22 protein-coding genes are annotated in these 19,871 nt (G+C 41.1%); 17 read left to right on the top strand and 5 right to left on the bottom strand.

Features of this window, described 5'->3' with window-relative positions; all coding sequences use genetic code 11:
- The first annotated feature begins 769 nt into the window (after window positions 1-769).
- The 11 genes from K4I03_RS11170 (at window position 770) to rpmH (ending at window position 11,663) form a co-directional block, all read left to right on the top strand.
- The gene (locus tag K4I03_RS11170) at window positions 770-2,437 is read left to right on the top strand and encodes a ribonuclease J (RefSeq protein WP_002916602.1); all 1,668 of its coding nucleotides are present in this window, start codon (window positions 770-772) and stop codon (window positions 2,435-2,437) included.
- A 73-nt stretch (window positions 2,438-2,510) separates the two neighbouring features.
- Complete coding sequence (locus K4I03_RS11175; protein WP_227965375.1) at window positions 2,511-3,290, top strand: alpha/beta hydrolase; 780 nt, start codon at window positions 2,511-2,513, stop codon at window positions 3,288-3,290.
- 106 nt (window positions 3,291-3,396) lie between these two features.
- Entirely contained in the window at window positions 3,397-4,854 is a 1,458-nt protein-coding gene (gene gltX / locus K4I03_RS11180; RefSeq protein WP_002916599.1) for a glutamate--tRNA ligase, read from the top strand.
- 89 nt (window positions 4,855-4,943) lie between these two features.
- Window positions 4,944-5,579: a DUF6287 domain-containing protein gene (locus K4I03_RS11185; RefSeq protein WP_227965377.1), complete on the top strand. Its 636-nt coding sequence runs from the start codon at window positions 4,944-4,946 to the stop codon at window positions 5,577-5,579.
- A gap of 175 nt (window positions 5,580-5,754) precedes the next feature.
- On the top strand, window positions 5,755-6,954 hold the full coding sequence (locus K4I03_RS11190; RefSeq protein WP_168956459.1) for an argininosuccinate synthase: 1,200 nt from the start codon (window positions 5,755-5,757) through the stop codon (window positions 6,952-6,954).
- Between the two features lie 14 nt (window positions 6,955-6,968).
- On the top strand, window positions 6,969-8,354 hold the full coding sequence (argH, locus tag K4I03_RS11195; RefSeq protein ID WP_227965379.1) for an argininosuccinate lyase: 1,386 nt from the start codon (window positions 6,969-6,971) through the stop codon (window positions 8,352-8,354).
- Between the two features lie 148 nt (window positions 8,355-8,502).
- The gene (gene rnpA / locus K4I03_RS11200) at window positions 8,503-8,862 is read left to right on the top strand and encodes a ribonuclease P protein component (protein ID WP_227965381.1); all 360 of its coding nucleotides are present in this window, start codon (window positions 8,503-8,505) and stop codon (window positions 8,860-8,862) included.
- Window positions 8,846-9,661 carry a YidC/Oxa1 family membrane protein insertase gene (locus K4I03_RS11205; RefSeq protein ID WP_048773897.1) on the top strand — a complete coding sequence of 272 codons (816 nt, stop codon included), beginning with the start codon at window positions 8,846-8,848 and terminating at the stop codon, window positions 9,659-9,661. The genes rnpA and K4I03_RS11205 overlap by 17 nt, the downstream gene beginning before the upstream one ends.
- Window positions 9,662-9,682: 21 nt before the next feature.
- Entirely contained in the window at window positions 9,683-10,708 is a 1,026-nt protein-coding gene (jag, locus tag K4I03_RS11210) for an RNA-binding cell elongation regulator Jag/EloR (RefSeq protein WP_227965383.1), read from the top strand.
- Between the two features lie 49 nt (window positions 10,709-10,757).
- A complete protein-coding gene (locus tag K4I03_RS11215; protein WP_227965385.1) occupies window positions 10,758-11,390 on the top strand; it encodes a ribonuclease P in 633 nt (210 codons plus the stop codon).
- Between the two features lie 138 nt (window positions 11,391-11,528).
- Window positions 11,529-11,663 carry a 50S ribosomal protein L34 gene (rpmH, locus tag K4I03_RS11220; protein ID WP_002893904.1) on the top strand — a complete coding sequence of 45 codons (135 nt, stop codon included), beginning with the start codon at window positions 11,529-11,531 and terminating at the stop codon, window positions 11,661-11,663.
- Window positions 11,664-11,724: 61 nt separating this feature from the next.
- On the opposite strand, the gene K4I03_RS11225 is transcribed toward rpmH, so the two are convergent.
- Window positions 11,725-12,342, bottom strand: a complete 618-nt coding sequence (locus tag K4I03_RS11225) for a helix-turn-helix transcriptional regulator (protein WP_227965386.1) — start codon at window positions 12,340-12,342, stop codon at window positions 11,725-11,727.
- Window positions 12,343-12,365: 23 nt separating this feature from the next.
- Between K4I03_RS11225 and K4I03_RS11230 the strand changes: the two genes are divergently transcribed.
- Entirely contained in the window at window positions 12,366-12,830 is a 465-nt protein-coding gene (locus K4I03_RS11230; protein ID WP_321573177.1) for a pyridoxamine 5'-phosphate oxidase family protein, read from the top strand.
- Window positions 12,831-12,841: 11 nt separating this feature from the next.
- Window positions 12,842-13,402: a DNA-3-methyladenine glycosylase I gene (locus K4I03_RS11235; protein WP_227965388.1), complete on the top strand. Its 561-nt coding sequence runs from the start codon at window positions 12,842-12,844 to the stop codon at window positions 13,400-13,402.
- 132 nt (window positions 13,403-13,534) lie between these two features.
- Here the strand turns inward: K4I03_RS11235 and K4I03_RS11240 are convergent, their stop codons facing one another.
- The 4 genes from K4I03_RS11240 to K4I03_RS11255 form a co-directional block, all read right to left on the bottom strand.
- On the bottom strand, window positions 13,535-14,950 hold the full coding sequence (locus K4I03_RS11240; RefSeq protein WP_227965389.1) for a DUF4153 domain-containing protein: 1,416 nt from the start codon (window positions 14,948-14,950) through the stop codon (window positions 13,535-13,537).
- Window positions 14,951-14,952: 2 nt separating this feature from the next.
- Entirely contained in the window at window positions 14,953-15,168 is a 216-nt protein-coding gene (locus tag K4I03_RS11245) for a helix-turn-helix domain-containing protein (protein ID WP_002893895.1), read from the bottom strand.
- A gap of 8 nt (window positions 15,169-15,176) precedes the next feature.
- Window positions 15,177-15,653, bottom strand: coding sequence for a DUF2975 domain-containing protein (locus K4I03_RS11250; RefSeq protein ID WP_227965390.1), 477 nt, complete (start codon window positions 15,651-15,653; stop codon window positions 15,177-15,179).
- A gap of 592 nt (window positions 15,654-16,245) precedes the next feature.
- The gene (locus K4I03_RS11255; protein WP_138099526.1) at window positions 16,246-16,578 is read right to left on the bottom strand and encodes a helix-turn-helix transcriptional regulator; all 333 of its coding nucleotides are present in this window, start codon (window positions 16,576-16,578) and stop codon (window positions 16,246-16,248) included.
- 145 nt (window positions 16,579-16,723) lie between these two features.
- Between K4I03_RS11255 and K4I03_RS11260 the strand changes: the two genes are divergently transcribed.
- From K4I03_RS11260 to K4I03_RS11275, 4 genes are all read left to right on the top strand, one after another.
- A complete protein-coding gene (locus K4I03_RS11260) occupies window positions 16,724-17,167 on the top strand; it encodes a hypothetical protein (protein ID WP_227965392.1) in 444 nt (147 codons plus the stop codon).
- Window positions 17,164-18,657, top strand: a complete 1,494-nt coding sequence (locus K4I03_RS11265) for a DUF6287 domain-containing protein (protein ID WP_227965393.1) — start codon at window positions 17,164-17,166, stop codon at window positions 18,655-18,657. The genes K4I03_RS11260 and K4I03_RS11265 overlap by 4 nt, the downstream gene beginning before the upstream one ends.
- Before the next feature lie 222 nt (window positions 18,658-18,879).
- Window positions 18,880-19,305, top strand: coding sequence for an RNA polymerase sigma factor (locus K4I03_RS11270; RefSeq protein WP_227965394.1), 426 nt, complete (start codon window positions 18,880-18,882; stop codon window positions 19,303-19,305).
- 137 nt (window positions 19,306-19,442) lie between these two features.
- Window positions 19,443-19,817 carry a hypothetical protein gene (locus K4I03_RS11275; RefSeq protein WP_227965395.1) on the top strand — a complete coding sequence of 125 codons (375 nt, stop codon included), beginning with the start codon at window positions 19,443-19,445 and terminating at the stop codon, window positions 19,815-19,817.
- Window positions 19,818-19,871 lie beyond the last annotated feature (54 nt).

Below are 19,871 nucleotides of genomic sequence, written 5' to 3' on the forward strand. Positions count from 1 at the left end.
TTTTCCTTATAAAAAGTCTTTGTTAGCTATAGTCACTGATAAAAATTATCTAGAGTTTAAAGGAGATCATTTTAAGGTCTCCTTTCTTTTTTTGCTTGACTTCTTTTTAGCTAAAAAGTTTTTAAATTTCTTGGTTGTAAACGCTTGCAAATATCTGAATAGAGTACTATAATAGTGTTAAGGAAATAGAAAGAAAGGAAACCAAATTCATTCGCTTTTAAGTTTACTTTGTTGGTATAGTTGTTTGTAATACATAAGTAGTTGCTTTACTTGACATATTGGTTGAATTGTCAGACAGGCCTGCTTAGCTTGCCTGATTGTAACGATAGTATAGAAAGTAGAAGCTTTTAGATGGTTTTCAAACTTCGAGAATTCAATCAATAGTGCTTTATTATGTTATAGAGATTTCCAATGCTAAGATAAAAAGAAAATCATTAGCGGTTGAAGGAATTAAAAGTTTATAAAAAATAATAAAAACAATAAATCAAAAAATTGTTATTCAGTTACACCTTGGATGAACTGATTGCTCTCATACCAGCGAAGTAAACCAGACCTCTAGCCGAGTAAAGCTAGAGGTCGTTTTTGTAGCCACGGGCGCTAAGAAGGCACGCTTGACTTTGAAAAAACATGAAAAAATGCTATAATGGGTTGGATATGCGAACCTTTGGTTTGCAAGACTGTAATTCGACTTGGCTAGCCAAGGACCGTTAGTAATAAAATAAAGAATCTTTGATAAAAGTGAGGTTCTGAAAATTGAATAGGAGAAAAAATGAGCAAGAGCAATATTAAACTGATTGCTTTGGGCGGCGTACGTGAAAATGGAAAAAATCTCTACGTTGCCGAAGTGGATGATTCCATTTTTGTATTGGATGTTGGGCTGAAGTACCCAGAAAATGAGCAGTTGGGCGTGGATTATGTTGTTCCCAACATGGACTATTTGTTTGAAAACAAGAAGCGGATTGCCGGTGTCTTTCTGACACACGGGCACGCGGATGCGATTGGTGCTCTGCCTAATCTTCTGGCAGATGCTAAGGTGCCCGTTTTCGGATCAGAATTGACGATTGAGCTGGCTAAGCTTTTTGTTAAAAACAACGATGCGGTTAAGAAGTTCAATGATTTCCATGTGATTGATGAAAATACCGAGATTGAATTTGGCAAAACCGTGGTTTCCTTCTTCCGGACGACTCACTCGATTCCTGAGAGTTTGGGAGTTGTCATCAAGACCAGAAAAGGCAGTATCGTTTATACAGGTGATTTCAAGTTTGACCAGTCAGCCAGTCCGTCCTATGCGACAGACTTTGGCCGTCTGGCTGAGATTGGCCGCGAGGGTGTTCTGGCCTTGCTCAGTGATTCAGCCAATGCCGACAGCACTGTTCAGGTGGCTAGTGAGAGCGAGGTCGGCAAGGAAATCGAAGATACCATTGCTGACTGGGATGGTCGTGTGATTGTTGCGGCGGTTGCCAGCAACTTATCTCGTATCCAGCAGGTCTTTGATGCAGCTGCAGAGACTGGCCGCCGAGTGGTTTTGACAGGCTTTGATGTTGAAAACATCGTTCGTACGGCTATCCGCCTCAAGAAGTTGTCCTTGGTGGACGAACGCCTCTTGATCAAGCCCAAGGAAATGTCTAAGTTTGAAGATCATGAATTGATTATCTTGGAGACTGGCCGAATGGGTGAGCCTATCAATGGTCTGCGCAAGATGTCAATCGGCCGCCACCGCTATGTGGAAATCAAGGAAGGTGATTTGATTTACATCGTAACGACGCCGTCTATTGCCAAGGAAGCGGTCGTGGCTCGCGTGGAAAATATGATTTATCAGGCGGGTGGCATTGTCAAGTTGATTACCCAAAACCTGCGGGTTTCGGGTCACGCAAATGCGCGTGATTTGCAGCTCATGATTAACCTGCTGCAGCCTAAGTACCTCTTCCCTATTCAGGGTGAGTACCGCGGACTGGATGCTCATGCCAAGGCTGCCATGGAAGTTGGTATGCTGCCGGAAAATATCTTCATTCCTAAGCGGGGCAGCATTATGGAATACGACCATGGTGATTTTGTGCCGGCTGGTGCAGTATCAGCTGGAGATGTCATGATTGATGGAAATGCGATTGGCGATGTGGGTAATATCGTCCTGCGCGACCGCAAGGTCTTGTCTGAAGATGGTATTTTCATCGTAGCACTCACAGTTAACCGTAAGGAAAAGAAAATCATTTCCAAGGCTAAAGTACACACCCGTGGATTTGTCTATGTCAAGAAGAGCAGAGATATTTTGCGTGAAAGCTCTGACATTATCAATAAAACCGTGGAAGACTATCTGGCGCAGGATAGCTTTGACTGGGGTGAGCTGAAGGGTGCTGTCCGTGACAGTCTGGCCAAATATCTCTTTGACCAAACCAAGCGTCGCCCAGCTATTTTGCCGGTTGTTATGGAAGTGCGGTAAAAATCTGAACACAAATACAAGAAAAGTCGGGTTTCGGCTTTTTCTTGTCAGAAAGATAGAAGGAGAAATGCGAATGGCAGTGATGAAAATAGAGTATTATTCTGAGGCTTTGGAGATGGAATGGGGCGTCAATGTCCTCTATCCAGATGCAGCTCGTGTGGACAAGCCGGATGATAAGGACATTCCTGTTTTGTATCTGCTTCATGGTATGAACGGGAATCACAATAGCTGGCTCAAGCGCTCAAATATAGAGCGTCTGGTTCGCTCGACCAACTTGATTGTTGTCATGCCTAATACCAGCAATGGCTGGTACACCAATACTCAGTACGGCTTTAACTATTACGAAGCCATCGCTGAGGAGCTGCCTCGGGTGCTCAAGCGTTTTTTCCCAAATATGTCGGATAAGCGGGAGAAGAATTTTATCGCTGGTCTTTCCATGGGCGGATACGGAGCCTTTAAGCTGGCTCTCAAGTCTAACCGCTTTTCATACGCGGCTAGTCTTTCTGGGGCTTTGAGTTTTCTTGATGCTCGTCCAGATAATGCAGAAATGGCAACGCCAGCCTATTGGCGAGGAGTTTTCGGAGACTATAAAGACTGGACCAGCAGTCCTCACTCTCTGGAAAGTATAGCCAAGCAATCTGACAAAAAAACCAAGCTTTGGGCATGGTGTGGCGAAGAAGATTTTCTCTACAAGGCCAATCAGGAGGCAGTGAAAAACCTGCAAGACTTAGGCTTGGATATTACGTACAGCCACAGTCCAGGTAAGCATGAGTGGTATTACTGGGAAAAGCAGCTGGAGAATGTGCTGGCCTGGCTTCCTATCGACTTCCAGCTGGAAGAGCGCCTGTCGTAAAAATAGACTGTAAAGTCGTATTCTGCCCTCAGAGTATGATATAATGATTACGTTTGAAAATCGGAGTGGGAATGATTCCCCGAAATACAAATAGGAGAATGGAACTTTGACAAAAGCGATTCGAGTGCGTTATGCACCAAGTCCGACTGGACTTTTACACATCGGAAATGCGCGGACTGCGCTCTTTAACTATCTCTATGCTCGTCACTATGGTGGAACCTTCATTATCCGTATCGAGGATACAGACCGCAAGCGCCATGTAGAAGACGGAGAACGCTCACAGCTTGAAAATTTACGCTGGTTGGGTATTGACTGGGATGAAAGTCCTGAGACTCACGAAAACTACCGCCAGTCTGAGCGCTTGGATATTTACCAAAAATATGTCAATGAACTCTTGGATAAGGGCTTGGCTTACAAGTCCTATGTGACTGAGGAAGAATTAGCGGCCGAACGCGAACGCCAGGAAGCAGCTGGTGAAACACCGCGTTATATCAATGAGTTTCTAGGCATGTCAGAGGAAGAAAAGGCAGCCTATATCGCTGAGCGCGAAGCAGCGGGCATCATTCCGACGGTTCGTCTGGCTGTCAATGAAGCTGGTGTCTACAAGTGGACTGACATGGTCAAGGGTGAAATTGAGTTTGAAGGCGGCAATATCGGTGGTGACTGGGTGATCCAGAAGAAAGACGGCTACCCAACCTACAACTTTGCTGTGGTTATTGATGACCATTTGATGGAAATTTCGCACGTTATTCGGGGGGATGACCACATTGCTAACACACCTAAGCAGCTCATGGTTTATGAAGCTCTCGGCTGGGAAGCTCCAGAATTTGGTCATATGACCTTAATTATCAACTCTGAAACTGGCAAGAAACTGTCCAAGCGCGATACCAATACCTTGCAGTTTATCGAGGATTATCGCAAGAAGGGCTACCTGCCAGAAGCAGTCTTTAACTTTATTGCACTGCTGGGCTGGAATCCTGGCGGTGAGCATGAGATTTTCTCTCGCCAAGAATTGATCGAGCTTTTTGATGAAAAACGTCTCAGCAAGTCCCCAGCTGCCTTTGACCAGAAGAAGCTGGACTGGATGAACAACGAATACATCAAGAATGCGGATTTTGACACAATTTTCGCTCTAGCTAAGCCATATTTGGAAGAAGCGGGCCGTTTGACCGATAAGGCAGAAAAGCTTGTAGAGCTCTACAAACCACAAATGAAGTCTGTAGATGAAATTGTGCCGCTGACAGACCTCTTCTTTGCGGACTTCCCAGAGTTGACAGATGCGGAGCGTGAGGTCATGGCTGGTGAAACGGTACCGACCGTGTTGACAGCTTTCAAGGAAAAGCTAGAAGCTATGTCGGATGCAGATTTTGTGACAGAAAACATCTTCCCTCAAATCAAGGCTGTCCAAAAAGAGACAGGAATCAAGGGCAAAAACCTCTTTATGCCGATTCGGATTGCCGTTTCGGGTGAAATGCATGGACCAGAACTGCCAGATACGATTTACCTATTAGGCCGTGAAAAATCCATCCAGCATATCGAAAACATGCTGAATCAAATTCAATAAGACAAACCAGCTTGAAAGCTGGTTTTTACTTTGCAAATTTTTGTTTTTATGTCACACTTGTAATAAGAAAATCCTTTAAGGAGAGAAAAATGAAAAAATGGATCATTATCTTGGTTGGAGCACTAGTAGCCTTACTCGTGTTAGTAACCTGTAACCAAAAGAAAGAGCAGTCGAATCCTGCTTCCAATAGTTCTAAAGCAAGTTCAACTAGCTCCGCATCTTCTAAAAAGTCTGAAAGAGGGGCCAATTCGAGCGAACTTGATGGTCAAGCGGACAATCAGGAAACTTCTGATACAGGCTCTCAGCAGAATTCGGAAACTGAAGCTGAAAAGTCTACCAAGGAAACTAGCAAAGGAGAGAAAGAGGCTGCAATAACTTCTAGTTTGGATATGAAGGCTATTGCTTCTGGAGATTTTTCCAGCATGATTGGTACTTGGCAGGATGCCAAAGGGAACAGCTATACTTTCGATGAGTCTGGTATCGAGTCGGATGTTGCCAAGCTTGAGACGGGAGATTACTCTGGGCCAGATGAAAATGGGATTTACCGAGCAGGGATTCGTTGGAAAAACCAAACCGGTGCTGCCTTTCTTATAATTCCAGCAGGAAAGAGCCTGCCAGCTGGGGAGACTGTCAATGGAACAGATCCGACTGATACCAGTCAAGATCGCTTCATCATCACTCAAAGCGTTTCCGAACATCCCGATGTTTTTTACCGCGTAAAATAAGGAGTCTTGACAGACTCTTTTTTTCTTATTTTGAGTTCAGTATATAATATATTGATTCTGAATAAAAATTGATAAAACGTTTTTATTTTAATAAATATTAAAATTCCTCTTGACATTCGCATTTTCATACAGTAGAATGTTTAAAAATAAAATGTAGAAGGATAGAGGTAATCATATGGTTAAAGAGAAAGTCATTTTAGCATATTCCGGCGGCTTGGACACTTCGGTGGCCATTACTTGGCTGAACAAGGATTATGATGTGATCGCGGTCTGTATGGACGTAGGTGAAGGAAATGATTTGGATTTCATTCATGACAAGGCGCTGAAAGTAGGCGCTATCGAATCACATGTTATTGATGTTAAAGACGAGTTTGCGGAAGACTACGTCTTGGTTGCTCTGCAAGGACACACCTTCTACGAACGAAAATATCCTCTAGTGTCCGCTCTGAGCCGACCTTTGATTTCTAAGAAATTGGTTGAAATTGCCCACAAGACGGGGGCGACAACCATTGCCCATGGCTGTACGGGAAAAGGAAACGATCAGGTTCGTTTTGAAGTTGCTATCGCCTCCTTGGATCCCAGTCTCAAGGTCATCGCTCCGGTTCGGGAGTGGAAATGGTCTCGGGAAGAAGAAATTAATTATGCTAAAGCTAATGGTGTGCCAATTCCTGCAGATCTGGATAGTCCTTACTCAGTCGATCAAAACCTTTGGGGACGAGCCAATGAGTGCGGAGTCTTGGAAAACCCTTGGAATGAAGCCCCGGAAGATGCCTATGATTTGACGGTTGCGCCAGAAGCAGCGCCAGACAGCCCAGTCTATGTAAATATTGACTTTGAGGCGGGTGTGCCAATTGCTTTAGATGGTAAAAAGATGAAGCTGGCGGACTTGATTCTTGAGCTGAATGACTTAGCTGGACAACACGGTGTTGGACGAATTGACCATGTGGAAAATCGTCTGGTAGGGATTAAGTCTCGGGAAATCTATGAATGCCCTGGGGCGGTGACTCTCTTGGCTGCCCACAAGGAAATCGAGGATTTGACTCTAGTCAGAGAATTGGCTCATTTCAAACCGATTATCGAAAATGAGCTGTCTAATCTCATCTACAATGGTCTCTGGTTTAATCCAGCGACAGAAGCTCTGATTGCCTATCTCAAGTCCACTCAGCAGGTGGTCAATGGTACAGCTAAGGTGAAGCTTTATAAGGGAACTGCGACAGTCGTAGCGCGTAAGTCTGACAATTCTCTCTACGACGAAAGTCTGGCTACCTATACTAGTGCAGATACTTTTGATCAGGATGCCGCAATTGGCTTTATTAAGCTATGGGGTCTTCCGTCTAAGGTTCACGCAGAGGTCCAGGCTCACAAAGACAAATAGAAAGGGGCTTTCCTATGGCGAATCATAAACTGTGGGGCGGACGTTTTGAAGCCTCTCTGGAAGGCTGGGTAGAAGAGTTTGGTGCCAGCATCGGATTTGACTATCGTCTGGCTCCTTATGATCTAGAGGGGAGCCTAGCCCATGTCAAAATGCTGGGGCAGACAGGAATCATTGCTCCAGAGGAAGCAGCTGCTATTCAGGCAGGCTTAGAAAAGCTGTTAGCACGTTATGAGGCTGGAGAGCTTGAGTTTGATGTGCGTAATGAAGATATTCATATGAATATGGAGGCTCTTCTGACTGAGGAGATTGGGCCAGTAGCTGGCAAGCTTCATACGGCTCGCTCTCGTAATGACCAGGTGGCGACAGATATGCACCTTTATCTCAAGGATCAGCTCGGTCAGATTGCGTATAAACTCTTGAATTTGCGCCAGGTGCTGCTGGACTTGGCTGAGGAGCATGTAGAGACTATTATGCCAGGCTATACCCATCTTCAGCATGCCCAGCCGATTAGCTTTGCCCATCATCTGCTGGCCTATTATCAGATGTTCAGCCGGGATAGTCAGCGCTTTGCCTTTAATCTGGAGCATACGGATTTGTCTCCTTTAGGAGCAGCGGCTCTGGCGGGGACAACATTTCCGATTGACCGAGAGTTGACAGCTGATTTATTGGGCTTCAAAGGTATTTACCACAATTCCTTGGATGCGGTCAGTGATCGGGACTTTATCTTAGAATTTCTATCTAACAGCAGCATTCTCATCATGCATCTGTCTCGTCTCTGCGAGGAGCTGATTAATTGGTGCAGCTATGAATATGGCTTTGTCAGCCTGTCAGACACCTTTAGCACTGGCTCTTCCATCATGCCGCAAAAGAAAAATCCGGACATGGCGGAGCTGATTCGGGGTAAGAGCGGCCGGGTTTATGGCCATCTATTCAGTCTTCTGACGGTTATGAAATCCCTGCCCTTGGCCTATAATAAGGACCTGCAGGAAGACAAGGAAGGCATGTTCGATACAGTAGATACTATCCAGAAGTCGCTGGATATTATGGCGGGTATGCTGTCTAGTATGACAGTAAACAAAGAAAAAATGCTGGTTTCAACTCAGCAGGATTTCTCCAATGCGACAGAATTAGCTGACTATCTGGCCAAAAAAGGACTGCCTTTCCGAGAAGCCCATGAGATTGTCGGAAAGTTGGTGCTGGAATGCAGCAAGGCAGGCTATTATCTACAGGATATTCCGCTGAGCCGCTATCAGGAAGTGTCGTCGCTGATTGAGGAAGATATTTATCAAGCGCTTGAGTCGCAGACCGCTGTACAAAAGCGGGATTCCCTTGGCGGTACGGGATTTGCACAGATCTGTCAGGAGTTGGAAAGAGCGAAGAAACAGCTGAAAAAGAAATAAGATATAGGGAACACCGCAAGGGAATTGCGGTGTTTTTTTGCTGAATCAACCTTTTAAATATTTGCAAAAACAGCGTCATAGCGGCTCTTATTGGCATTTTCGAAAAATATGGTATAATAGATATAATTTTGGTGGATGGAGTTGAGTTTTGAGAAAAAACTATCGCGTCAAGAGCGAAAAAGATTTTAATGCGATTTTTAAAAGCGGACAGAGTTTTGCTAATCGAAAATTTGTCGTTTACATGTTAGAAAAAGAGCAAAAGCATTTTCGAGTAGGAATTTCCGTCAGTAAAAAGCTGGGGAATGCAGTAGTTCGTAATCGTATCAAAAGAAAAATCCGCCATGTCTTGATGCAGTATCAGAAACAGCTAGTCCAGGCAGACTTCGTAGTTATCGCTCGTAAAGGAGTGGAAGAGTTGGACTACCACCAAGTTGAACAAAATTTATTGCATGTATTAAAGATTGCTAAACTTTATCAGGAAGGATTCATTTGTGAAACAGAAAAGTAAATTAGGGATTTTGCTGGTTGCCTCGCTGCTCTTTCTCACAGCCTGCGGAACCAGTCAAGTAACGGCCGATTCAAATGGCTTTTGGGAGAAGCTGGTTTATTTCTTTGCGGACACCATTCGTTTTCTATCCTTTGGTGGAAGCAAGGGGATTGGGATTATTCTCTTTACCTTGATTATCCGGACAGTTCTCCTGCCTGTCTTCCAATTCCAGACCACTTCTTCGCGCAAGCTGCAGGAAGTACAGCCCCATATCAAGCAGCTGCAGGAAAAGTATCCTGGCAAGGACATGGAGAGCAGAACAGCCTTGGCTGAGGAAACTCAAAAGCTCTACAAAGAAAAGGGTGTCAATCCTTATGCCTCATTCATTCCGCTCTTTATCCAGATGCCAGTGCTCTTGGCTCTGTTTCAAGCCCTGACTCGAGTTGATTTTATGAAGACAGGTCACTTCCTCTGGCTCAATCTAGGAGCGACAGATCCGACCTTTATTCTTCCGCTGTTGGCGGCTCTCTTCACTTTCTTCAGTACGTGGCTTTCAAACAAAGCTTTGCCTGAGAGAAATGGCGGGATGACAGTCATGATGTACCTAATGCCAGTTGTGATTTTCTTTTTTGCCCTCTATGCAGCGAGTGGGGTGGCCCTCTACTGGGCAGTCTCAAATGCTTATCAGGTGGTTCAGACCTTGCTGCTGAGCAATCCTTTTAAAATCATTGCCGAGCGGGAAGCCAAGGAACGGTCAGAGCGTCAATTGGAACAGAAAAAGAAACGTGCCCTGAAAAAAGCACAGAAAAAGAAAAAGTAAGTAAGAAGGAGGACTCTTGCAATGGTTATTTTTACAGGAGCAAGTGTTGAAGAAGCCATTCAAAATGGTTTGAAAACGTTGGATATTCCACGGATGAGAGCGCATATCACTGTTATTTCACGTGAGAAAAAAGGCTTTTTAGGCTTGTTTGGCAAGAAGCCAGCTCAGGTGGATGTCGAGCCGATTGCTGAGACGACAGTTGTCAAGGCCAATCAAAAGGCTGTAAAAGGTGTTCCCGAAGAGATTAACGCTCAGAATGAGCCTGTGCAGTCTGTCAGTGAAGCAACGGTTGATTTGGGCCGTGTGGTAGCTGCTATCAAGAAAGTCGAAGGAGAAGGCGAAGTTATCTCAGATGAGGTCAAGGCTGAAATTCTCAAAAATGACAAGCAAGCCAATACGATTTTAGAAGAGACTGGCACCATTGATCTTCTCAAGACCAATCAAGCTATTGACGAGGCCATTACTCAAGCAGAAGAGAGCGATAGCAAGGTTATCTCTTTTGAACAAGCGGCTAAAGACAAGGCTGAGCCGACAGAAACAGAAGAAAGCTCTTTTGCTGACTTAGGCATCCAAGTCGAAGCTGACTACGATATAGAAGAAGTGGTTGACAACGTAACGAACTATGTTCAGAAAATCGTTGATGAGATGGATGTTGAAGCGGGTATTTCCAGCAGCCACAACCGCCGTACCATTAACATGCAGATTGATACTAATGAACCGGGGCGCGTGATTGGCTACCACGGAAAAGTCTTGAAAGCTCTGCAGCTATTGGCGCAAAACTATCTTTATAACCAATATTCTAAGAGCTTCTACATTTCCATTAATGTCAATGACTATGTTGAGCATCGGGCAGAAGTGCTGCAAAGCTATGCGCAGAAACTGGCTCAGCGGGCTTTGGAAGACCGACGCGGTCAGCACACGGACCCTATGTCTAACAGCGAGCGCAAGATTATCCACCGCATCATTTCTCGCATCTATGGCGTGACTAGCTATTCCGAAGGCGACGAGCCTAACCGCTATGTCGTCGTGGATATTGACAGTGAATAAAAAGAAAGCCAGCAGAGATGCTGGTTTTTGTATATAGAAAGGATTTTTTATGTCACTTTTTCCAGCTATTGAAAGTTATCTGCCTCATCAAGGGGCTAAGTATATATCTCCAGACAAGGCAGGGCAGCTGCGTGAGTCTATGTTGGAGCTAAGAGCTAAGGGCCAGGCGGCGCGCAAGGAATTTGCGGATTTGGTCAAGGATTTTCAGAGCCTCTATCCTAAGCTGACCTTGGAGCGAACCAGCCAGTGGATGAATCAGGCACAGATACTGCGGCCCCATTTTTGGAATTATCTTAAAGGCTATGGAGAAATCACTGAGCCAATGTTTGCTCTGCGCTTGTATGGGACTGCAGAAGATTTTGGAGTGTCACTAGAGGTGAGCTTTATGGAGCGTAAGAAAGATGAGCACAGCCTCAGCAAGCAAAATCGGGTCTTGAATCTGCCTATTCAGTCGCCAGCTTACTATTTTGCTCAGATAGATGGTGTGAGTCAGCGTTTTGAAGGAACAGAGGAAAATCGCCAGCTCCTTACTCAGCAGCTGGCAGCCGGTCAGGTTCGTAAGGTCTTGATTAAATACGATATTCCCCTTTCTCAGGCTGCTTCAAGAGAGCAGGTGCTGTCCCAGCTGCAGGAGGCCATGACAGCTTTGATTCCCTTTTATGAGGCGACTCGGACCATATGATTACGTTTACAAAGAGAAAGTTATTTAAGTAAGTATTGACAAAAGCCCCGGAATCATATAGAATAGTAAAGTATGTTTAGTAACTGATCACAACTAGCCGGCTAAACGAATACAAGAATCTAAGAGGAGGTATTCATCGTGAAACGTACTTATCAACCAAGTAAAATCCGTCGTGCGCGTAAACATGGTTTCCGCCACCGTATGTCAACTAAAAACGGTCGTCGTGTATTGGCAGCTCGCCGTCGTAAAGGACGCAAAGTTTTGGCTGCTTAATCCAAACGATTTATCAAGAAACCAGCGGAGACTCGAGACCGCTGGTTTTTTTGTCTTAAATTTATGGGTAAAAGTCAATAGACTGGCAGGGAAGTTCCCTTTTTTGGCCAGTGTCTTTGTTTATGACCTCTGCATACCAATCTCCTTTGAGGCTAAATAGTTTGATAAATTGAACCAGAAGAGACTGCTGTTCATACTTAATTGGAAAAAATTCTCCCTGCCTGTGCAATAAAATATCAAGAATGATTCGCAACTGAGAGTTGTTGATTGTCTTTCTGACTTCTGGTTGAAGGATTTTCTCAATTTTTGTGATCTTGCTTAACTGCTGTTCTGAAATCGAGTTTTCAAATTTTTCTTTTAATTTTTGCAGGTCAATATCAAAAGGGCACATATTGTAGTTTTCCAGAGTCAGCATGGAAAAATACAAGGCAGAAATTTCATCTATGGAGAAAATAATAGGAGATAACAAGTCGTTGCTAAGAATTTTATAACTGCCATTCCGGCCTAAGTCAGAATAAATTGGAATGCCTAACGTTTCAAGGCTGGCAATATCGCGAAGAGCAGTGCTTTTTGAAATATGATATCGATTCATAATATCTTTTAGATTGAATCGTCTTTTCTTATTGAGAAAAATAAGCATATCGTTAATTCTTTGAGATTTATTCATGAGAAACTCCATATTTTATTAAATGGTTTCAAAAAATGATACCTTTTTATATTATACTAGTTTTAAAGAAAATAATAAAGGAGTCAAATATGAATCAATATTTTAAGGCCTTATTGGCAGAACAGACAGAAATGGCCCTAGCAACTTCTGTAAAGGATATACCAAATGTAAGAATTGTCAATTTTTACTATGATGAGGATACAAAGAAATTGTTCTTTATCTCATTTAAAAATAGTCAAAAAATTCAAGAGTTGGCAACCAATAATCGTATAGCTCTTACAACAATCCCGAAAGGTGATGGGAGGTATATCCGAATTCAAGGGAGAGTCAAAGAAAGCCAGCTTTCTATTGAGGATATAAAAAGCGTTTTTATCCAGAAGTATCCTTATTATCAAGATATTATTGAGCAACACAGCAACTCCTTACAAGTTTTTGAAGTCTCTTTTTCTGATGCTTTCTTGGTCTTAGATAATAATCAAGTTGAGAAAATCAAACTATAAGGAGAAAATAGATGGTTGAGATGAAAAGATGCGATTGGGCTGAAAATAGTGAGCTTGAGAGAAATTATCATGACCATGACTGGGGGCGACCTGTGCATGACGAGCATAAACTCTTTAAAATGTTGATTTTGGAAGGTCAGCAGGCGGGCTTGAGCTGGCAAACTATTTTGTCAAAAATGGATGCTATGACAGAGGCTTATGAAAACTTCAATCCTGAAATACTCTCCAACTATGACGAGCAGAAGATTGAAGAATTGCTTAGTGATCAAAGAGTGATACGAAATAGGCTGAAAATAAAGGCAGTTATAAAAAATGCTAAAGCCTATTTAAAACTAAAAGAAGAATATGGTAGTTTGGATTCTTATATTTGGTCTTTTGTAAATAATGAACCGATTCTTAATTCATGGTCCAGTATTGAAGAGGTACCCGCTCGAACGGATCTATCCGATAAAATCAGCAAAGAACTCAAAAAGAAAGGTTTTTCTTTTGTTGGTTCTACGACTGTATATGCCTTTATGCAGTCCATTGGCATGGTTAATGATCATTTGCTGACTTGTGATTTTAGGATATAATCATTTTTTCTTTGAATTAGAAGAATGAGCGGTCTATTATTGAATGCAGGTAAATGATATGAAAAAGAGAATAAAACCAGAAAGAAACTGATTTTCTTTCTGGTTTTTTTGTATATAGTTAAGTACCGCTATTTATTTTGCCACTGGTAAAAGCATTGGATACAGATAGCAGAGTAAGGTAAAGCTTATCAGGGCGTAAAAGATACCGATGCGGATAGCTTGGATAGGTTTATAGAAACGAATCAGGGTTAGTAGGCACCAGACTAAGAGAACTAGGATGAACCATGCTGAAATCAAGCGCAGCGGTGTTGGTCCATAGAGATAGATGTAGATGCCAAATAATTTCCAGCCAGCTAGCAAGGCCAGCAGACCCGTAAAGATAAAAAGGATAGTAGCTGCGAATCGCGTCCCTTTTTGGTCCCAGAGCGGTTTTTTGGCAATCAGATAGAAGACGCCTAGGACTGCAAAGTTAAGGATAGAGACCCGAACCAGCTGCCAGAAGCCAGCTACGGCAACAGTCGAAGCATTCTGCGGAGAAATAGACTGAGCTATTGTTCCGGCGCTTAGGAGCTGACCGAGCTCACCCAGACCCGTCAGGAAAAAGAGCGCATAGGTCAGGCAGAGGCTGCCGATGATAATGTAGGCTGCGAAAGCGGGTGCTACTCGCAAAGGGCGGATGCTTGCTTGGAATTTTTTGTAGCTAAGTTTAGTATCTTTTTTGCCTAACAGACTGCCGGCTAGGAGGCCATACAAGTAGAGACTGACAGGAACAGCCAGGAAGGCCTTGAAGAGAATCATGCTGCTATCAAGACTTGAAAAGAGGGAGTCAAGTAGATTCTCAATAATATCAGCGGTATTGCTGAAGAAGGAGGCAAAGCTGTCTGAAACCTGACTCAGCTGGGACCAGACAAAGTAGACCAAGATTCCTGCAACAAAGAAGCTGCTGACGATAATCACGAGCTGTTGGGCTTTCTTTGAAGACATACTGTCAGAGCTATCAGAAGAGTCCTGCTGCTTGCCTTCTATAAAGACTAGAATAGCAGCAATGAAATTTTTAAAGGGCAGGATGCAGAAGGCTTGAATCGTGTCAAACCAGACCAGAATCCCCAAACGCCCCTGGCTTAACCAGCCTGTGCGGGACAGAATATAGAAGGCGAATGAGATGTGGATGGCCAGAAATTGGAAAAGTTCTAGCTGGCGATGAAGTCCCCAGAGACTTAAAGCCAGGGCTTGAGCTAGCGTCATGATCAGAAAGCTTCTGGCCTCTAATCTGCTGTCAAGATTTTTTATCTGCAAAGATGGATAGGCCAATTTCCTGATTAGGGCTTCGCTTAGCAATATAAGACCAATTGCAAAAGGGAAAAAGGATGCAGTTTGATAATTAAAAAATACAGCAGAGTAAAAGTAGGTTAAAAGATAGAGGATTAGATAGCTGATTTTAAAGAATCGCAGTTGCTTGTCCTCTAGGCCTGCGAAGATGGTCTTTCTTTCTTCCTCTGCGGGCAGACAAGGCTGGATATTCATCTGATCTTGTGCTGGGTATTCCATAATTATTTCTCCTCCTCATCAGGGATATATTCCAAAATATCGCCAGGCTGGCAGTCTAATTCACGGCAGAGAGCGTTGAGTGTTGAAAAGCGGACAGCCTTGGCTCGATTATTTTTTAGGATAGATAGGTTGGCTGGTGTTAGGTCAATCAGCTCTGCTAAACGGCCAGCGCTGATGCGCTTTTGCGCCATAACAAGGTCTAAATTTATCTGAATCATAAGACCTCCTAAATAGTGTAGTCCACTTGATCCTGCAGCTCAATGGCCTTGCCAAAGGCGTTGCGGATGACACGGATAATCAGGGTCAAGATACTACAGGAAACAGTGACCAAGAGCATGGGCAAATAGGCTGTCAGTCCCATAAAGAGGGAGATAAGAGCGACAGTGCCGACTTCCCAGCCAAGATAGCGCATGTACTGAACATTTTGTGTGATAAAGACCTGATTTTTACCGATGCGGCTCAGGAGTCGATAGAGATGGACAATGCAGGCCAGAGCCAGGCAGCCTAGGACATAGCTAAACAGCAGCAAGATCCAAAAGCGTGTCTCTCCTTGAAAGAAAGGAGAGGGAAATTCGATAACTAGGTTGACGACCCAAGGTCCTAGGGCTATCAGGATAATGGAAGCAATAAATAAAAGGCTGATACTGATTTTTGTAAGAATGATGCTCATATCTTCAGCAGTCTTTTTCATTTTGTCTGTCATAATTTCCTCCGACTAACGTTTCATTTCTTAGTAACTATAACACGCATCTTATCGATAATCAATAAAAAACTATCGAAAAAGGATAAAATCAGTCTTAAGGACTAGACGGAATTTTATAAAAATCTCTTATTTTATAAAGATGGATTTTTGTCAGGAGATGAACAGAGCAGAAGGGGATGAATATTTTGCCTGATTTTTGGTATAATAAAGGACAGGAAAGACAAGGAAGTAAACCATGAAGATTTTTGATACACATACTAAGTTTTAGAAATGTCTATTTTAAGAACAAATAAAATTTACACAAATATAAATTAACCAAGAAACTAACCAAAGGAAAGCAAATGTAGCAGTGAAAAGAGGAGCAAGTCTCCTCTTTTATAAATTTCTCAAACTGATAAAAGTTTTACTGGTTACTTGAAAAGTTTGTTTATATACAGTAAACTATTGATTTCAAGTATTATTCAGTGCCAATGGATAAAGCGTACATATTTAGATGAAGATGAAAATATAATTGATACAAAATATGAAATAGTTGAATTTCAGCAAAGTGCTTAGTGAATATAAAAAGAGGAATTCGTAGTGAGTTCCTCTTTTAATCTATATTTTTAACAATCTCGTTGAAGGAAGAAATGATTTTAGACTTTTTGGTATCTGATAAGTCGGATATATTTTCAACTAATGTAGTTATGGGGACAGAATTATCCGAAAAAGGAAAATCAAAAAAATCTTCAACGCTCATATTTAAGGCTGTGAGTACCTTTTCGAGTGTTTGTATTTTAAAATCATATTTTAGATTTTCTATGTTTTGTATCGCTTTAATACCCAGTTCTGCTTGGGTAGAGAGTTGCTCTTGACTCAGATTTTTTTCTTTGCGACATTCCTTTATTCTATTTGAGATATATTTTTGCAGTTGATTGGCTTCCATTCATTTAATTCCTCTTTTGTACTATTTTACTATCCTTTTAAGTGAATATTAAGTACAATAAACTATCCAAAAATCAATGAAAGTATTGTTGGTTGGTAGTTTTTTTGATAAAATAGATAAAAAACAATACAGAGGGAGTATAGAATTGTCTGAAGAAGTAGCTGTATATAAATTACAGAAGCGAAATATGGGAAAAGGGGAGAAAAATTATTCTAAAGAAGGTACTCTAGAGACGCACTATTATTTTGCAAAAAATAACGGTAATAAGTTTTTATTTACTACAGAATCAGGTCTTATTAGAAAACAGGTTAAGTATGTATTATTAGTGCTTCCAGATGGGGAGTATGGTTTTCTTTCGAAAATTGTAGGAAAAGGAACTTACCCTGATTTTCCTGAAGACTCTTCGTATATAGTACCAACTCAGTGGAAAGATATAAATAAAAATATAGAACAAGAAGGTGGATTTAATTGGATAGCTTTGGAACTTGTTTCTAAGATTATTTTTAATATTAAAGGTATTCCAACAAAACCAAGTCCACAATATATGGATAAAGAAGTGTTTATTAATATGTTAGAGAGTGAGTTATGAAAAGTATCAAATATTTATTGAATGGTTTATTATTAGTATTCATTAGCGGTTGTAGCTTTTCTCAAGAGTCGTATGTAGAGATTAAATCAGGGGATAAACCACTAAATGTTTCAGATATTTCAGCTGAAAATTATAAGAGTTTAGCAGGGACGTGGCTTAGTGAAGTAGGTGATGGAGAGCAGCAAACGATTTTAACAATTGATAACGCAGGAGTTGTTAAAATATTCAATGAAGAAAAAAAATTAAAAAATCAAGGGACATTAGTAGTTTCAGAAGATGAAACTCTTGATAAAGGTTATATAGTGGCGAATGTCAAGGGAAAAGATAAAGGTAAAGAACGAAATGTATATGCTTCAGGTGGTTTGGGGTCGGAACGAGAGTATAATAAATTAGATAAAAACCTATACTTAATTCAAGCAGATTCGGAGTTTATACGAGAAAAAGTTGGTTTTGATTATACGAGACAGAATGAATGGTCTATACAGCAAGATATACCAAAAAAAATTACCAAGGATACATTGGTTTTTCAAGAGAATGAGAAAGACATAGATGAGGGAAATGGATCCCCGAATCCACTTCATTATCAAGTGTTTCATAGAAAAAATGAAATGAACAAAAAGCAAACATTTGATAAATCTACGGTAAATACTTCAGAGATTTATAAGGATAATCTGAGTTCGGTTAATGGTAATTGGATAAGTCAAGATGGGCACTTACTAAAAGTACATTCTGACGGGACAGCAGACATTTCTTATGGTGGAATTTCTCGTAAAGGAATTATTGAAATATCTTCTAAGGATCCTATTTCAGGAGATTTAGGATTAAAGACTGAGCAAGGAATGTTACCAATTTATGCAAATAGCAGTCTCGGAAGAGAAGTAGATGCTATAGATGATAATAATTTTCAGATTAGAAAATCTGGTGAGATTGTAGGAGGTACAAAGGACATTGTATTGTATGATGTTTTTGAAGTACCTGATGGGGTTCCGAGACTATCTGTTATAGATAAAGATATTCTAATGGTAACAGAATACCATGATGAGAATTTTAACAGTCCAAAAGTTGTTTATTTTAGAGAAAATAATATGAAAGAAATTTCGAAAACTAAGGATAAAAATGGTATTAGGATTGATGAATTAGCCAAGGGTGATTACTCTAGTATAGTAGGAACTTGGGTAATGCCAAATGTTCAAGGATTGGCTACTAAAGTCCGGATTGATGAAAATGGCATAATGTATTGGGACAACTCTACAACAGCAGGTAAAAAAATACATGATGTTTTAAAAAATTCAGACAATACTGCTTTAGGTATTGTAGGAGAGGAGTATAATCATCAATCAGCTCCTACTGGAAGCTACATTAATTTTTTCCCAGCTGGAGTTGTCGTAAAAGGTGGCGAAAATAGTGACAGTAGCAAAGATCGTATAGCTTTTGGAAATTCTACTACTTATTATAATGACCCATATGTATTTTATCGTCTAGATGAGTGACAAAGCTGGAGTGAATAAAAATACAAAATAATATCTTCTCTTAAAGGAATAATCTCTTCTCCTAAAGGAATAATGTATAGCAGTTATACTTTTTTGTATAACTGCTATTTTTTTATGCATATTCCACTCCGCTGTTAAAAAGTTATTAATCAAGTCTATCCTGACTAAAAGTAATCCATCCCTTTGTGTAGTGTTGATAAATCTTAAAGGAGGAATCAACAAATGGAACAAAAAGGAAGGGTAGAACAACGTAGAGAAGAAGCAATTCAAAGAGCTGCGATAACTGGTAAGTGGAGCAAGGTGGATAACTTATTAAATCAGCCTTATGAAAATCTTTGCAGAAAAGATAGATTTTACAGTCTGTGTAGTTTGGATAGTAGTTCAGATGATACAGATTCTCTACTAGAAACGGTAGCAGATAATCGTGATCCATTGACTATTTTAGTTCAAAAGGAGGAAATAGCTATTATGAATGAAGCTATTGAGAGGATATTGAGCAACAGGGATAAAGAAATTTTATCTGGAGTTGTTTTAGAAAACAAACCATTCTCGCATCTTGCTAAAGAAGTTGGTCTTAGTGACAAAACCGTTAAAAGTCACTATGAACGTATTATACAGAGCCTACGAAAAGAATTGAAAGATTTATAATATCCTCCGAATTCTGTTGAAATTTCTCCTTATACTTAAGGAGGTAATTTTAATTATTGTCAACTGTAATCGTCACAGTGTTCATTTGATTAAAAGTAGACGATTTACTTTTAAATTTAGAAAGTAGGTTTTAGACTATGGCTCTTAAAAATTTATCGTATTTCACAGAGTTCAATGCTCAGTTGTTTCTTTCTCGCAAAGAGTTACGCTTTCTTTCTGCCACAAGGTGGACAGAAAAAAGTGAGGCTGGTTCAGAAATTGAAAAAGGAGTAAAAGTGGGAGTGCTTATCTTTTCTGATGAAAGTGAATATCCAAACGAAAAAAATAATATTGGAGAGCAACTCACTGTAAAAGTTCCCCTTGTATCAATGAAGGATTATGACTCATTTCAACCAATGATAACAACTTGTGAAATTGTAGACGTTGAAAAGGCAACAGTCTACGGTGAATATCGTAATCAGCTTTCAATCATTGCCAAGGTTGTTGAAGTTGATGAGGTTATAGACTTGTAAAGTCAGTAGATCGTCAAATAAATTATTTTTCTGACTTTATTTTTTAAATACTGA

Origin of the sequence: Streptococcus sanguinis (assembly GCF_020729725.1) — a bacterium.
GTDB lineage: Bacteria > Bacillota > Bacilli > Lactobacillales > Streptococcaceae > Streptococcus > Streptococcus sanguinis_V.